The following is a 16,097-nucleotide window of genomic DNA, read 5'->3' on the forward strand; positions in this document are numbered from 1 at the left end:
ACTACCACCTATTCCTATCGAAGAAAGGCTATCTTCGGCTAAAGTCTCTACTTTAAACATCACACGATCCATAATAAAGCCTAGTCTAAACTCTACTCATTCTCTTTAATTATTTAAAATAGATCATTTAGCACTTTACCTCATTGGTTTAATTTACGTAAATATTTCAGAGCTTCTTCTCCAGAATATTTTTTAGAGCATTTAGGAATAGAATCTACATCTAAAATAGTGGAATCTCTTATTATTATTTTCCTGATAGATGGTTTTAGTGGAATATAAAAGTCCTTTGGCTGTTTGGGAGGATTACCTACTGACACAACTTTTATCTCTAAAGTATCATTATAGGATTTAATATCTACTTCTTTTATTACATCATAGGAACCTGCATATTCTAATTTCAGGGTATCATCTGATATTCTACATATACCAATGAATTTATTATCAGGTCTATGATTACAACCAAGTATTAATAAAGGAAAGAATAAATAGTACCAGTAATATTTCTTTTTCATTATTTACTTATTAGATTCGGAATAATTTCATTTGAATATTTCAGGGTGTTCTTCTACAAACTCTGATAATGTTTTTATAGTGAGCCCTTTTCTCGAAGGGTCTAAAATATATGTCACTCCGTTTTTATCTTTAGCAAATAGCTCCCAACGATTAATTGTACTTATTGTAAAAATCTCAACAAGATTTAATTCTTTTTTGGTATCGATAATATCCTGGTAGTATTTAATAAAACCAGTATTATAATTAAGACCTAAATTAAAATATAGAGCATTGCCAAAACCTACAAATTTTCCATTCAAGTCTTCTAATATTATGTCTGGATTAATATACCTTATTTCATTTAACTTATACAAGTAATGTCTTTCTTTGGAAAGGATTAAGTTTTCTAAAAAAGAACTGTTGAGGAAATCTTTTTTTAAGAGTTCTTTTTCATAGATATAATGTAGTATATAGGTTTTATTGAAATCTTTAAGGTTACTGATACTATCAAATTTATTTTTACTTGTTTGATTAAATAAATAGCATATTCGATTATCTAGATTTTCTAAATCATCATTTGAGTAATAATGTGTTATAGCATATTTATCCTCTTTTGTTGGGGATTGCATATTTTCAGGATGATTAATTAGCATTGTTGTAATTAATATAAAAAATAAATTTGTCATATATACTTATTTTCCTAGGATTACAAATATATGAATTATTGATTGTTCTTTTTGAGACATCCATCGACTACCACCTATTCCTATCCATGAAGGAGTTCCTCCTATTTAGATATCATGCGACCTGCGACCCATAATAAATGAAGGAGGCATTAAATTGCCAGATTGAGTTTTAGCTATTACACATAAAGTCTAAATTTACCTTCTGATATTTCAAAAATATTAAGTTTTGAAACCATTTAGAAAATATCTTCAATACCGATGAATTTAATATTCGTAATTTTTTCTACCGAGACTTCTTTTATTTTATTGAGAAAAGCAAGCGAATTTGCCATAATCTCCAATTCTTCTTAATATTATTTACTTTTAAATTTAGCAGTGTTAATGCAGTTATTGTAAGGGCCTTAGATTAACTATCTTTACAAAGAAACACCAAGGAGCATGTTTTAATGTTAGAATCAAATGTGGATAATAACTACAGATTAAAAGATGCTAAATTTTCGGCTTCTTTCAGAGTCATTAATTCATTGTAACGAATTCTACCAAGAATATCTCCTTATCTGTTACTTTATAAATACCATTTATTCCTAGATACTTCAAATTACAATGATCTGATATTCGAGTCGCTTGTTCCAAAATATCGTTATAAAATTACATTTTAGTCGTTTCAATACACAATGAAGCTAATACTCCTACAATATCAGGATTATCTGTTTTTTGAAATAGTAATGTAATTCCTAGTATCATTTTGATTTTATTAAAATAATCTCTTTTAAACATCATATCACTAAACAGACTATCATATAGTATAAGTGGCTAATTTATAACATCATCTAAAACAAAGTAATATCTTTGCTCTCCTCTATGTATATGTACAGTATCGCTACCATATCTTTTTATTAATGAATCTCCTGATTGAATAAAATTGGTAAAGTCTTGGAGTGATGATGACCTATTATACCCAGACCCACCTAATGAGAATTTAACTTCATTAATAAAATCGATATAAATTCGAGAGTTATCTACAATATAACGCTCACGACTGATGGACTTAATACGCCCTTCTATACTCTGATATTTATGCAGTTGAGGATATAAACTAGCTTTTTTATCAGCTCCTTTCGATTGTGAATTCATCACAATAATTAGTAGCACTACAAAAAGAAGTATAAATATCCCGAATGTAGCTAGTTCATTTTTTGTTAGTTTTGGGTCTTTAGTACTGCTCATATTATCACTCGTTATTATTTATTTTTATAAACTTTAGTCTTAGAAATTCCAAACATTCCATTGAATATTGTTGGACCAACACCAATACCTACAGTACCTCCGATTGAATAAATATTTCCTCCTTTTAATAGCTCTGAAACAGAGCTATTTCCACTGAAACTAAGACCAGCATCACCAGAAATACTACCTGTATATGAAGTTCCAGCCATATCAGAACTACTCAAAGATTGGGCATCTGCTGGATCAATCATTATCTATTTATTATCTACATCCCATTTTTCAAAAACACTATTTGATCGGTTCTTAATGAATTCGTCTAGAGGAAATGCTTTAGGTTTCTTGTTTGAATAGTCGAAAACAAATACCTGATTATCATCTGTTACCCCAAAGACAGGCCAATTAGCTAGTTTATTTATCATAAAAAGATGAGAGATTTTTAATTTTTTCATCTCATTTAAGATAAATTGGTTCATAGTTAACCGATTTCCTTTGATAGAAGAACGTTCAGGGTAAAAGTTATAAGCATTCCCACTTCCAATAATAGTCCCATCTTTTTTCTCTAATAGAAAATTTGCATCTATATATTCCTTGTCATTTACAAGAATCTTATGTTTAGATGGCATAAGTTTTCTGAAAAAAGAATTGTCAAGAAAGTCTTTCTTTTTCAGAGAATCGTTATAATCATATTTAAAAATGTAAACGATACTCATGTTATCTGCTGAAGATTTGCACGACGACTGATTAAGTAAGTTTACGGCTTTCTGGCTTAGGCTTCCGACTTGTTCATTCGTATAGAAATTCATGATATCTTTCTTCGTATTCATTTCCTTTGAGTTAGCATATTGGCAGATAATCAATAATATTACAATTGTTATTTTCATTTTCATTGTTTACTTTTTAGATTTGAAATAATTTCATTTGAATATTTCAGGGTGTCCTTCTACAAATTTCTCAAGGGTATCGAATTTCTCCATTTTTCTATCATACACATATATCCTATTGTCAAATGTTTTTCCAAAAATGGGAATGTTGGGAATATCAATAATAATAAAGAGATCAGTAATTTTTAATCGCTTTATATCATCGGCAAAAGTTTGATCAGACTTAAATGCTTGGCTATTTTCATAATGTTTCAAAATATAAAATTCTGAAGGACCACCATATCCTATTACTTTATTCTGTTTATCAAAAAAATAAAAAGTAAAATCAAATCTTATTTTATTTTTTTTGTTAGAGGAGTATGTGGGGTTTATTCGCCGTAAATTAGAATAAAAAAGATAATTAATAAAGTCTTTTTTAGGTAAAGGAATACTATTTAAATTATTGCTTTCCATATACTCCAATTGTTGCAAATCATTTAATCTTGTTAATTCACAATCATAGCGATATTTATATATCGGTATTACCTTATCTATTAATATAGTATCTTCTGTAGATTTTCTATGATTATAGTTAGATAAGGTTTCTTTATATGATTCTTGTATTTCATCAGAATCATATAAATGAGCAATATCTACCTCAATATTATCAGCGAAATTCTGAGAATATAAAATAGTAGGGATCAAGAATATTATAATAATCAACTTCTTTTTCATATTATCAGTTTATAAAATAGATAGCAAGTATTGTTTAGGTATTATTTGTTATAAATTATATAGCTGATTATAGGCAAGAATAGTAATAGTATAACAACCTGTCCTTTTTTATTTGAAATAATTTGAATTGGTTTTGATGTATTCTTCGATAGAAAACAGTTGTCCTGCATCCATACCTTGTGATTCCCAAACATAAACATGACCATCTTTAGTCTTACATATTACGGGCATATTGTATAAATCCGTAATTATAAACATATCAGTAATGTTCAATTCATTAATAATATCGACAAATGTGCGTCCTGAGTACTGTTTATTAAAGAAATAAAAGGATTCTGCATTTCCATAACCTATGGGGTTATTGGTATTATCGATCAGATAAAAATCAATCCATAAAAAAATATTGTTTTTCTTCTTGATATATCTGGGTTCTTGCAAAAGATTCTTATAAAAACTAGAGTCTAAAAAATCTTTTCTAGGAAGAGGTATAAAAGATAAATTATTATTTTCCAGGTATATCCATTGCTCGTCTAAACTCATATTCGAAAGTATAGATTTGTAACAATATCTATATACTGGTATAATCATGGATAGCTTATTAAGCTCATAATCTTTTCTTTTTTGTTTTAATATTCTAACGGTCTCGTCGAATGCTTTTTGTATGTCTTCCTTCAAATATAAATGAGCAATATCTGCCCTAATACTATCAGTATAATTCTGAGAATATAAAATAGTAGGGATCAAGAATATTATAAAAATTAGCTTCTTTTTCATATTACCGGCTTATAATTCCAAATGTAACAATAGGTTGAACCGTGCTATTGGTAGTTATTGTTTCACTCTTATATTGGGCATCTGCTGGATCAATCATAAAATAATTATTAACCATCTGCCCTTGTGAAGTATGCGTTGTAGCGCTTTGCAGTAGTCTGGCATGATTAGCGTATCCAATAACAACCATAGCTCCATTATCCAATGCATCAAGTACTCTCTTTATATTAAGCGTTATTTCAACTTTATAGCCATCTGCTTTGTCAAATAGTTTATTAAGTTTAATTATTGGTACATTATCAATATCAGGGTCATTGGCTCCCATATCCGAATCACCATTTAGTAATGCTCTATAATCAAGCTGATTCCTATTTCCTCCAAATGCCTGATCTATCATTTGAGAAACAGCTAGTAGACAGTTTTGCTTGTGAGTTTGCATTATTGGCAGAGCTATTTTTTTTGAATATGCTGAGCGGGATTTAACCTGATGCGCTAATTGATTAAACAACATCACATAAGCCCCTGTTATAGCACCATTGGCAAACTTACCTCCTCCGAGTTCGGATGCTGTTCCTCCAATAATAGCATTGGCAGATACTAATGCAAAAGTATTCAAATTACCTGCTTTTGACAAACCATATGACCCTCCGGCTGAGACTAATCCGGATATAAATCCATGTTTAAAGTTTCCCCCCTTTGCCCCTTCGAGCAGACCCTGAGTCAAAGAGTGAGCAAAAAGCTTTTTCATCAAATTTCCTCCAGCAAAATCTCCTGCAGCAAACGAGTAAGATGCACTTAATCCACCCCAAAGACCTCCTGTTACAGCGGATCGGGCCATTTGCCCAATATTAGCGCCATTCAGTAAAGCTCCTGCCAATCCGGACGCCATGCCTCCAAGGGCTCCTTTCATTATTACGGCTCCAATAGCTTGACCTCCCGGAACCAAGGCTGCAACGGTAATGCCAACGACTGATGCTACTAAAGACTTCCAATTTTTGCTAAACCAGCTATACCCAGAAGGGTCAATGAGTGATAACGGGTTATTCAGGCAATAAATATAGCGATTTAATCCTTGAGTAAAGTCAGGAGCCTGCACAAAAGGATCGGGACTCAAGAAGCGTCCTAGCATCGGGTCGTACATCCTTCCGTTCATATTTATCATTTCGAACATATCCAAATGTTCATGCCCTGTAAATCCTCTGTCGTGCAGAGCTTCCGCGTCCGGAATATTCAGGTAATATTTCCAGTCGTCCGCACTTCTTCTACGCCCCCATGCATCGTAGCTCAATTCCTGTACAAGCTTTCCGTTCTTATCACTATATGCCTGCACCGAACCTAAGTGGTCTTTATGCAAATAAAGTAGTGTTTCACCTTTAAGAGATGACTGCTCAAATATCGCAATGGCTCCTCCATTGGCAAATATGTGATGAGTTTTTTTAACTTCACCTGTCGATAAAATATTCTCTTCATATAAAGCCCCTGCATAATATCGGGTATCAGTCTTTCCATTTTTTGTATAAATGGCTTTTTTTCGCTGTTTGTCTGCCCCATACATTAGTATAAGGCTATTATCTCCTTGTACAACTTGGGATATTTTGTTGAATGATGTATAAGTTATTGCCCAATCAGGGGGAGTATAAGATCCTCCCGATACCGATTTTAATTTATTTGTGTTGTCAAAGTATTCAAATTTTGTTCCAACTCCAGTTTTGGATGTAATATTACCTGCAGCATCATATAATACTTTTTCTTTCAGTACATTATTATGATATGTTTCCGCCAATCTATTCAGATCATCATATTGGAAGCTTTCTGTAAGATTGCGCCTGTTATCTTTTCTCTGTGTAAGATTTCCTTCGGCATTAAACTCGTACGCCCAATCTTGGATCCCCGGAGTTTTTATTGAGGTTATATAACCTTTTTGAGGGTTATAGGTTATTGTCGTTGTCAGGTTATTACCCAATTTAAATTGTTGGATTTGCCCACGCGTATTTATCGTTTGAGCTGTCCAGTACACTTGCCCACTTTTACTATTTTTGACCTCTGATAAATATCCGGTGGTCATATAATTATGTTTTATAGAAAAACCTGACGGGTATATGATTTCATCAACCCTATTGAACTTATCATAAGAGGTTTGCGTGGTATAAGTCTTCTTATCAATAACTTCTGTGATATTTATTATACGTCCATAATCATCGTATTTATAACTTTGCGAATAATTAGGAGAGGTGACAGAGGTTAATAACCCTTTTTTGAGAGTATCATATTTATATTCAGTTACACCTTCGGTTTCTGTAATCTTTATGATCCGTCCTCCGGTATCATATTCGACAGTCTTGATATGCCCTTCCGAGTTTTTTTGCCAGATCAGTTCTCCGTAAGCATTGTATTTATATTCAATTGTACCTAGATCAGGGTCTATGAGTTTAGTGCGGTTTCCTATGACATCAAACATTGCTTTTATGGTCGTGCGAGGTCCTGCAACAGTCTCGCAATTTCCTGCAGCATCATATGTGTAGCTTATTTTATTCGATAAATTATCTATGCTCTCGACTATACGGCCTTGTTGATCTAAAATGGTAGTGTTTTCAATACCGGTAGGACTCATCGTTGTTGTTTTCAACCCATCATAAAAATATGCATGACCGGTTTTGTCCGGATAAGATTGATATTTTAACCGCCCCACAACATCATATTCCGGTATATTCCAGTATATCGTACTGCCTGGAAAATAAGGTTCAGAGGTCTTTCCTACTTGCCCTTTTTCATTGTATATAATATCTGTGTAAACTATTTCACCTAGATCTGTTCCAAATACTTTTTTACGAAGAGAACGCCCCAATCCATCAAAAAATTCTAAGACAGGAGGAGCACCGGAGATTTCCGTGTATGTGAAATATATAGAATTAGCGGGAGCATCGCTATGACCTTGGCTCCATAGAACTAATGTTTGAGTATTACCTAAAGGTGTCTTCGTAAATTGTAATTGCCCAAAACTATCATAAGAGTATTCGGTTTTTAATCCATTTGGGTCAATTTCATAATTGACAACTCCTAAGTCATAATTCACATCACGCTTAGTTGTAAATCCTAGAGCATTTATTGATTCTATCTCAAATCTTCCTTGCGAATCATATTTGGATTTTTTGGTTCTGGCTTTTACCTCCGTATTTTTAGGAGTGATGGTGCTTTCTTCTATATTTCCGAATTTGTCATGTTTATAAGTTTTAGTATATCCTAATTCAATGTTGTCAGGTTCTACATCTTCTTTGTTTAATAGTCCACTTTCCTGATCATAATCAAATTTGGAGAGGCGCTTAACCGTCCCTTTAGAGCTAACTCTGGTTACCGATGATTCGGATAAGCGCCCTAAATACCATTTAGTTATATTGTCTTTTTCATATTTATTGATATTTATGACAGAATCAGTACTATTGTATTTTATAACAGAGCGGGTAACGTTACCATAGTTGTCATAAACGGTATGTGTATTAATAGAAGAATATTCTTTACCTGTATTTACTTCATACTGTTTTTCTGTAGTTGCAACCGTATTATATGTAAATACTTTGTCTTGATAAGATCTTAGTTTATTAGTATATGTGCTTTTATTAATAAGCTTTCCATTAGCTCGTATCTCGGTAGATTTTAAGGCTGTGATAAATTCAGTAGGCTCAACTTCGAACTGAGACGTTGTTTCGGTATTATTTGTAATATCTTTTTCTATGAAATATTCAAAACCTAGTATGCCTCTACCTCGCTTATGCAATAGTAGATTCTTGTATTTATATTCTTTTTCAAATTTTCCTCCAATTCCATTATTCTGAGAAATTTTATCTACTACGTACCAACTTGTTGTTATAGATGATAAGGGGTATGTATTGGTTGAACCTTTCTCATAAACACTATTATCGGTTAAGGGTTTATATGATATTTCCGTTTTATTACCTAGTCCATCTGTTATACTGGATAAAAGGTTGTTTGAGCCTGTTGGAATAAGGTTTGCATTATAACCTTTATTTTGTGTTCTTGAACAATGGGTTAGCATATCGGCTTTTCCATCCCCATTGATATCCATGATATATATATCTTTTTTATCAACTGCTCCTTCATAATGACCTTCATATTCTTTGAAAGAATATCCATTTTTTTCATTTATATAATATTTTAATGGAATATCATTTGTTTGAGAGATTTTAGGTATGGCAAAAAAGTCATCAGTACCATCTCCATTAATGTCTCCTACATATATAACCTTATCTTTTGAATTAAATTTTTTATAAAAGGACCAAATATCAAAACTCATACCTGTCGAATAATAAATTTTCCAATTATCCCATCCTTCATTTGGATCTTTATTCCATCCTGTTATAAGTATGTCAGTTTTTCCGTCTCCATTAAAATCTCCAAAATAAGTATGATGATCTATCGAAGGAATAGAACCCTGTTTGCTTAAAGCTAGTTGGTTTCCATTGCTTTGTAGTAAATCATATCCAGATTCGTGAAAAATAAAAACATCAGATAAACCATCTCCATTAAAGTCTATTATTTCAGATCGGCGAAATTTGTGAGAATTTTGTGCCCATGCATTTTTGGATGTACTTAATGGATTTATTTTATCAAGCAGGTTTTGGCTTGTTATAATTAAATAATTGTAAGAATCCTGATCTTTTAAATGACAAAAAATATCAGCTGCCCCGTCTCCATTAAAATCACCAACTTTAATTTGATAATCCCCGAATGTAGGGCCAATTACTGTTTTTTCAAGATTAAAGGATACATCACCTGATGTAGAAATTTTAGATGTATATAAATCATAGTAGTATATCGGATCTGCACCATATTCTCTTTTATGTACTATGATGTCCGATATTCCATCTCCATTAAAATCGCCAACAGTTAAGTGAAAAATGTTCTCAGAAATTAAATCAAAATAAGTCTTAATGTATTTAAATGAAGATCCATTAGAAAGATATAGCCGAATTCCCTTTTTATCTTTAGGAACAAGCATAAAGTCCATTTTTCCATCCCCGTTAAAGTCACCTGGAAAGATTGTCGAATCTTCAAATTCTGAACCATAAGCCCAGCTTTGTCTTGATGCTTTGAAGTCTTTTTCTATATTCCAATCAAACTTAGTCGGGTTTAGCTTTTTTCCATCAGCAGCTATCTCCGTTATACTAGTGAGTAGGTTTGTGTTTAAATTGATTTGATAAGTAAAATCATATGATTTTACTCTATTTTCAATATGGTATATGTCTATTTTGTCTATTATCTTACTTTTCTGAACTTTATAACCATATATATATGATTGTAAGGGTGGTGTACTCTTATAACTAAATCTGACAGAGGCATAAGGCATTAATTGAGGAGTAACTTTATCGTTTCCTGTATAATCAATTCTCTCTGGGTAATATTCTCCATTATAATCGTCTTTGTAATAAGATACTTTATAATAATTATTTTTAGTATCTGTTACTCTTACCAAAAGCCAAAATAAGTTCGATTTAATGTCAGTACTGCTACTTCTTAACGTTGAATTATTGGAGCCATATGTATAGACTAAACCAGACTTTGTATATACCGTAAATTCATCAGGATTAGCTATGCTTCCGTTAGCTATAATTTTAGAGAAAATATTATTCTCTGTCCGATATTCGATATCTACAGTTTGGGCAATCGGGCTTATTCTTATTAAGCGATTACCATCCAGCATAAATCTGTCGTCTTGAGAAAAATTTACAGATGTGATTTTTCCATCTGTTTGTAGATTTTGCGGAGCTCGGTTTATTACTGATAATCCAGCCAGATCGAATCCAAAACCTAACCAACCATCTTTTGATGCACTATTGTATACGATGGATAGTTGCGGGGCCATTCCCCCTGTACCTGAAGGAATAGTAATGGGTATCTCATAAGACGCTTGTCCTGATGGACCAACTGTAATTTCATCTTTTATTTTACCAACAATACTATTTTCACTTCCTCCATTAATATTATTGGGATAGGGATTTGGCTGAAGATTTAAAGGGTCTATCCAAGCTTTTAAATAATTGTTTCCTGTAGCCTTAAAACTGAATCCGGGTGTGAATCTAATCGTTTGGATTGCTTGGTAATTATATGTCTGAGGTGCGAGTTGAGTCTTTAATTCTAAGTTAACAGGCATACTTTCCTGTGCAAAAAGAAAAATGTTGTATAGTATAAATAAAATGCAAGTATATTTTCTCATAATTCAGATTGCGTTAATTCGTTTTCAATATTTTCCACTCAGATATCTGTTCTTCTTTTTTTAGAACTAATATGTAAATGCCATTAGAGTATGATCTTAAGTCTAGATCGATTGTGGAGCTGGATATTTTGTCTTTAATTAAAAGTGTTCCCTTTAAATCATAGATAGCTATGTCAATACTACTTGTAAAGTTGTAATCTTCAATACCTATTTTTAAAAGACCTTTTGTTGGATTAGGATATATCTTGATATTAGAAAAGATATCATCCGTGAAAATTTCTACAATTTTATCGGATCCAGGTTTGATGGAACTCCGTAAACTTATAGTTTTACGTCCGTTACAATTCCCCGATTTGTCATAAGAGTAGCTTGTCTGAGATTGAATATGAGTATAAGCGGATATTAATAAACATAGAATAAAGATATGTAACTTCATAGTCTGGTTTGGTTAATGATGTGTTATTTTCTGTAAATATATATTATTTTTTCTATATTGGAAACAACTTTGATAAGTTAGAGCATCCATATCTCCAATCTAATAGGTATTGATTATAGCTGAAAAATGATTATAAATCAGAAATATATTAAGGTTTGTCTCATTTTAGTTGACATAATTATAAAAGAAGAGGGGTATTAAAAAATACCCCTCTAACATAGAACATTTAACTATATTGAGATTATTCAGCAGAGGTCTGATATATTCTGACATACTCAACTAAGAACTGTACCGGTAGATTTGCTTCATCGAACTTGCCACCCAAGCTGTTATCAGAAGGAGTTCCCAATGCTAAATTTAATAAGATTGAGAAAGGTTGATGGAACGGATTTGGTGAGATATCGGCCATCTCTACCACATGTGTAACCTTATTGTCAATCGCAAATGTAATTTGAGTAGGGCTCCAATTGAGAGAATATATATGGAAATCGTCTGAGTATTTTGTATCCGAAGGTACTTTTCTTGTACTGCTTTTTGATGCAGAAGACGACTCTCCCCATATTACATTATTGATCATCTCATATGGGCTTTTTACGGCATATTCCATAATATCGATCTCTCCACAGCTAGGCCATGATGCTCCTGAATTCTGACTATCGCCTTTAGCCCAGAATGCCGGCCATATACCGGTTGTTCCACCCGGCACTTTAGCCCGTATTTCGAAACGTCCATATTTCCACGATTTTTTCGTGTTAGTAATAATGCTAGCCGAAGTGTATAGGTCATTATGAGTTCCATCCTGATCTTCAAACGATCCCTCTTCTTTTTGTCCGGTGATCACAAGCATACCACCTTCCAGCTTACAATTCTCTTTTCTGCCGACGGTATAATACTGAACTTCGCTGTTTCTCACATAGCCTCTCTCATACGTCCAGAAATCGAGATTCAGTTCATCAGCGTCAAACTCATCAGCCCAAATGAGCTGGATATCATTGTTTTCGAGCTGCTGACCAATTGTATATGTCTTATCGATTCCGGATTTATCTTCCTCCTCTTGCTCGTTAGGATCTTTAGGCCATGGCGTTGGTAGTGTACTGTCATGTTCGTCGCTACTGCAAGAGCACATTAGGAGTAAAATTGCCGGTAAAATATATATTTTCTTTTTCATATGTTCTATCCTATAGTTGAATAAATAGGAAAGGAGGGGAGATACCTCCCCTTTATCCCATGATTAATTATTTTTCTTTTTCAATAAACGAACTACATTACCATAGTTTCGTGGCGATTCGGCTGTGGCACAATCTGAAGTTCCGTTGTTGACTCTCCACACAAGGATCGTATTGTTATCTGCGCTTGCAGGAGCACCTATGTCTCTTACTTTTTGTGTAATAGTCCAGTAAGAACCATAACTGTTTACTCCCCAGTTGGCAGCAGCACCTTGACCGTAGTTCATATTACCACCCAAGACTGCTTCCCAATCGTTCTTAAAGCCATCGAATCCTATTTTTGCGTATAGAACTTCAAACTGTCCGATCGATGGTACTTGCCATCCATCAGGAGCAATACCCTGATATTCGGGTTCAAGAACCAGATTGGTTGACCAGCCTCCGGCATTACGGGCATATGCCGATTGTATAACAGTTTGCCATCCGTAGAAATAGCCTCTTTCTGCCGGTATATAACTATACAGTCTCATATTAGTAGCATCACCATAGTAATTAGGGAAATAGTTACCTAAATCGGCATGGCCATTACCATCGAATCCGTCAATAGCGACCAGTTTCTGGCTGTCTTTTTGAGCACCAGCGTCACCTGAGAATTTAAGGTCATCTATCATCCAGATATTACCGTCGGCCATCAAACGAACTCTATAGGTTTGGTTGTCACGAGGATCTGTCAATGTCCAAGTAGATCCTGCTGCAGCATCATCGCAAGGGAAGAACTCGTTGAAATAAAGTGTTGTGGTATTGTTCGGTGCATCACACGACGCATTTCCTGTTTGGTCTATTGCTATTTCCTTTGTTTCATCAGCGACACTAACACTCACAAGTGCTTTCAGATTATCAATTGCAACGTTAACATTCTTGCTGATTGTTATCACTATTTTACCGTCACCAAACCCTGTCATCGGTGTTACTGTGATCCAATCGGTAGTTGGCTCTACCAGTTTATTCAGAGTTACAGTCCATGTAGCATTACTTGTGATGTCTACCTCGTAAACACCTCCGTATCCGGTTGAATTTATGCTTGTTGCAGATACAGTTACATGAGACGGAAGCCCTTTTTGAGTCACTACTATTGTTTTCTCACCACCTTTAGTCCCCGATTTCAGGGTCAGATTAGCAACCCGTGTATCTGTAGTCGTATTTTCCGAAATATTTACTTTAATATTGGTATTTCCATATAATGTATCAGCGGTAACGGTTGCCCAGTTACTGTTCGATTGTACTGTCCACCATACGGTATTGGTTGTTACACTAATTTCGGTTGTTTTGGCATTCAGATCCAAGTCTATTTTATCCTCCGATACTTCAAATACAGGATTTCCAATAAACTCATTCTGATCTAATTCCGGATCGTCGTAGCTATTGCAACTAAATAGCGATCCCAGAATTAATATTAAAATGATTGAATATTTACTTGTTTTCATAATTAAAATATTAGAGTGTTAGTTAATAAGTCCAACCCGGTGTTCTTTTCAGGTTTGAGTTCTTTTCAGCTTCTTCTTTTGGTACCGGCCATGTGTACCACGAATCTCTCCAAACATAAGTCGGACCTACTGCACTGGCTCCTGTAACTTGCAAAGCAGTTCTGGATGCATACTCAAACTTAGTTTCTTTTATGGTTTTCCAGCGCATCTCATCAAAGAAGTTAACCCCTTCTCCAACAAATTCGCGTCTTCTTTCGTCTCTTACATAATTGCGGGCATCAGACTGGCTTGCAAAATATTTATCCATTGTAGGCATTCCTACTCTGCTTCTTACCTGAGCTACTGCGCTTTTTGCATCCGACAGTTTATTTAGTTCTACCAATGCTTCGGCTTTCATCAGTAATACATCGGCAAAGCGAAGTATCGGTTCATCCACAGGGCTTGTGTTTCTGTAATCAAGTTCAAGGCCCTCTGTAACAAATTTGCGGAACATGTATATAAGAACAGAAGAGTTATTTGACGTAAGTGTACTTTTCATACCCGGTACTAAAGTACTCTCGGCATTGGCTCCATCAAAATATATCATTCCTAAGGCAGGCCATCTGTAAATGTATTCATCTACTCCTGTTGAGCCACTATTAACACCAACGAATGAGCTGTATGGAGTTACGATACTAGCAGCCAGCCTTGGATCTCTGTTGGCATATACCGTTTTTATCCGTTCTTCGTTTCCGGAAGGTAGATATTTGGCACTATTTGCTGAAGAGATTGCACCCAGTTTCAGGTTAACCTCTCTTGTTATATTGGCATGTAAATCCACACCTGCACTATTCTTTGTATTACGCAAGAAATAAACCATTCTGTCTGCATATCCGGTTTCATTATATCCGGGGATAAAATCATTCCAATTGAAGGGTTTTACAGTACTATCGTCGACCAAAACCTCAAAATAGTCTACTGCAGCAGGCGAAATCTGAATATCATTCCAACAGCCTCTCGAATCTTTGGAGCCGGCCTGGTAAGGCGCGCAATATTTTTGAACAGACGATCCATACTGAGGCTCTAAATTACTGGCATCAGCCCAGGCCTGTAAAGCAATATTCTGAACCACCATCAGCATTTCGCTGTTACCTTCATTACTTACTTTAAACATATCAGCATAGTTCCCGAACAGGCTGTAACCCATTGCTTCTACTTTCTCGAAATCTGCTACTGCAAGTGCGTAATGATTTTCATTTAAGCTCATACTTCGCATCAGATAGGCTTTTCCTCTGAGGGCATATGCTACTCCTTTGGATACCCGTCCGCTTTTTCCGATCGTATTATTAGGAAAGTTAGGTGTGTCGATGGCATCGGTTAAGCTTTGGATAATGGAATCCCACACTTCAGCTTCGGAACTTTGCCCTTTTGTTGCAGTACTGCTTGTGACCACCTCATCGTAAAGAGGAACTCCGATACCTCTGCCATATAGTTCTACCAGACGCATATAGAAAAATGCTCTGAGAGTTTTGGCTTCAGCCATCCATTGTTCTTTTTTTGCTTCGTCCATAGGCGTATTGGGTAGTCCGTTGATGGCATCATTTGCCCTGTTTATACCTGTGAAACACCATTTCCAAACGGATGAGAACTGTGTATTTCCTGCATTTCCATCGCTGAACAAACCATATGCCGATTTGTTTGTTTGTCCTGTCATCCCGAATGCTTCCCATGCATAATACCCGAGGTTGGTATTTGCTCCAACCAAGCTACCAGACCATACAGGCATACGTAAAGCCTGATACATTCCATTAACACCTTGCTCTGCCAGGTTTTCGGAAGACCACATCGAGCCGGAATCAATTTTCCCGGGTGAACTTCTGTCCAGAATATCTTCACAAGAGAAAAATGATGCGCAAGCAAAAATGATTACTGAATATATATATTTTTTCATAAGTGTCCTATTTGAGTAATTAAAAATATGTATTGCCACATTTATTATTTAATTTATTAATGTTGCTTATATAAATCTTAC

The 16,097-nt window shown here is 34.4% G+C and carries 12 protein-coding genes; all 12 read right to left on the bottom strand.

The genetic code is table 11. The annotated features are described in order from the left end of the window. Positions 1–140 precede the first annotated feature (140 nt). Positions 141–512, bottom strand: a complete 372-nt coding sequence (locus tag BUC12_RS06305) for a hypothetical protein (protein ID WP_062177437.1) — start codon at positions 510–512, stop codon at positions 141–143. Between the two features lie 27 nt (positions 513–539). Then, entirely contained in the window at positions 540–1,178 is a 639-nt protein-coding gene (locus tag BUC12_RS06310) for a hypothetical protein (RefSeq protein WP_062177440.1), read from the bottom strand. An 813-nt stretch (positions 1,179–1,991) separates the two neighbouring features. Next, positions 1,992–2,405, bottom strand: coding sequence for a hypothetical protein (locus tag BUC12_RS06315; protein WP_062177441.1), 414 nt, complete (start codon positions 2,403–2,405; stop codon positions 1,992–1,994). 14 nt (positions 2,406–2,419) lie between these two features. Then, complete coding sequence (locus tag BUC12_RS06320) at positions 2,420–2,656, bottom strand: hypothetical protein (RefSeq protein ID WP_062177445.1); 237 nt, start codon at positions 2,654–2,656, stop codon at positions 2,420–2,422. A gap of 3 nt (positions 2,657–2,659) precedes the next feature. Continuing rightward, positions 2,660–3,286 (bottom strand): hypothetical protein, encoded by a 627-nt coding sequence (locus tag BUC12_RS06325; RefSeq protein ID WP_139262013.1) that lies wholly within the window; start codon positions 3,284–3,286, stop codon positions 2,660–2,662. A 33-nt stretch (positions 3,287–3,319) separates the two neighbouring features. Then, complete coding sequence (locus BUC12_RS06330) at positions 3,320–4,000, bottom strand: hypothetical protein (protein ID WP_062177451.1); 681 nt, start codon at positions 3,998–4,000, stop codon at positions 3,320–3,322. Positions 4,001–4,108: 108 nt separating this feature from the next. Next, a complete protein-coding gene (locus BUC12_RS06335) occupies positions 4,109–4,774 on the bottom strand; it encodes a hypothetical protein (RefSeq protein ID WP_062177454.1) in 666 nt (221 codons plus the stop codon). A gap of 1 nt (position 4,775) precedes the next feature. Next, positions 4,776–11,000 (bottom strand): FG-GAP-like repeat-containing protein, encoded by a 6,225-nt coding sequence (locus BUC12_RS06340; RefSeq protein WP_082141882.1) that lies wholly within the window; start codon positions 10,998–11,000, stop codon positions 4,776–4,778. 13 nt (positions 11,001–11,013) lie between these two features. Next, complete coding sequence (locus tag BUC12_RS20440; protein ID WP_062177460.1) at positions 11,014–11,436, bottom strand: T9SS type A sorting domain-containing protein; 423 nt, start codon at positions 11,434–11,436, stop codon at positions 11,014–11,016. 241 nt (positions 11,437–11,677) lie between these two features. Beyond that, positions 11,678–12,604, bottom strand: a complete 927-nt coding sequence (locus tag BUC12_RS06350) for a glycoside hydrolase family 16 protein (protein ID WP_082141883.1) — start codon at positions 12,602–12,604, stop codon at positions 11,678–11,680. 63 nt (positions 12,605–12,667) lie between these two features. Further along, positions 12,668–14,086 (bottom strand): BACON domain-containing protein, encoded by a 1,419-nt coding sequence (locus BUC12_RS06355; protein ID WP_062177466.1) that lies wholly within the window; start codon positions 14,084–14,086, stop codon positions 12,668–12,670. A gap of 22 nt (positions 14,087–14,108) precedes the next feature. Continuing rightward, the gene (locus tag BUC12_RS06360; protein WP_062177469.1) at positions 14,109–16,016 is read right to left on the bottom strand and encodes a RagB/SusD family nutrient uptake outer membrane protein; all 1,908 of its coding nucleotides are present in this window, start codon (positions 16,014–16,016) and stop codon (positions 14,109–14,111) included. Positions 16,017–16,097 lie beyond the last annotated feature (81 nt).

Origin of the sequence: Indolivaga macrotermitis, from assembly GCF_900128985.1 — a bacterium.
Classification (GTDB): Bacteria; Bacteroidota; Bacteroidia; order Bacteroidales; family Dysgonomonadaceae; genus Dysgonomonas_A; species Dysgonomonas_A macrotermitis.

What these genes read in the sequence shown, in the direction of transcription:
- BUC12_RS06315 (WP_062177441.1), bottom strand. Translation starts at nt 2,405, where the DNA reads ATGAGCAGTACTAAAGACCCAAAACTAACAAAAAATGAACTAGCTACA.
- BUC12_RS06305 (WP_062177437.1), bottom strand. Translation starts at nt 512, where the DNA reads ATGAAAAAGAAATATTACTGGTACTATTTATTCTTTCCTTTATTAATA.
- BUC12_RS06325 (WP_139262013.1), bottom strand. Translation starts at nt 3,286, where the DNA reads ATGAAAATAACAATTGTAATATTATTGATTATCTGCCAATATGCTAAC.
- BUC12_RS06320 (WP_062177445.1), bottom strand. Translation starts at nt 2,656, where the DNA reads ATGATTGATCCAGCAGATGCCCAATCTTTGAGTAGTTCTGATATGGCT.
- BUC12_RS06360 (WP_062177469.1), bottom strand. Translation starts at nt 16,016, where the DNA reads ATGAAAAAATATATATATTCAGTAATCATTTTTGCTTGCGCATCATTT.
- BUC12_RS06340 (WP_082141882.1), bottom strand. Translation starts at nt 11,000, where the DNA reads ATGAGAAAATATACTTGCATTTTATTTATACTATACAACATTTTTCTT.
- BUC12_RS06355 (WP_062177466.1), bottom strand. Translation starts at nt 14,086, where the DNA reads ATGAAAACAAGTAAATATTCAATCATTTTAATATTAATTCTGGGATCG.
- BUC12_RS06350 (WP_082141883.1), bottom strand. Translation starts at nt 12,604, where the DNA reads ATGAAAAAGAAAATATATATTTTACCGGCAATTTTACTCCTAATGTGC.
- BUC12_RS20440 (WP_062177460.1), bottom strand. Translation starts at nt 11,436, where the DNA reads ATGAAGTTACATATCTTTATTCTATGTTTATTAATATCCGCTTATACT.
- BUC12_RS06330 (WP_062177451.1), bottom strand. Translation starts at nt 4,000, where the DNA reads ATGAAAAAGAAGTTGATTATTATAATATTCTTGATCCCTACTATTTTA.
- BUC12_RS06335 (WP_062177454.1), bottom strand. Translation starts at nt 4,774, where the DNA reads ATGAAAAAGAAGCTAATTTTTATAATATTCTTGATCCCTACTATTTTA.
- BUC12_RS06310 (WP_062177440.1), bottom strand. Translation starts at nt 1,178, where the DNA reads ATGACAAATTTATTTTTTATATTAATTACAACAATGCTAATTAATCAT.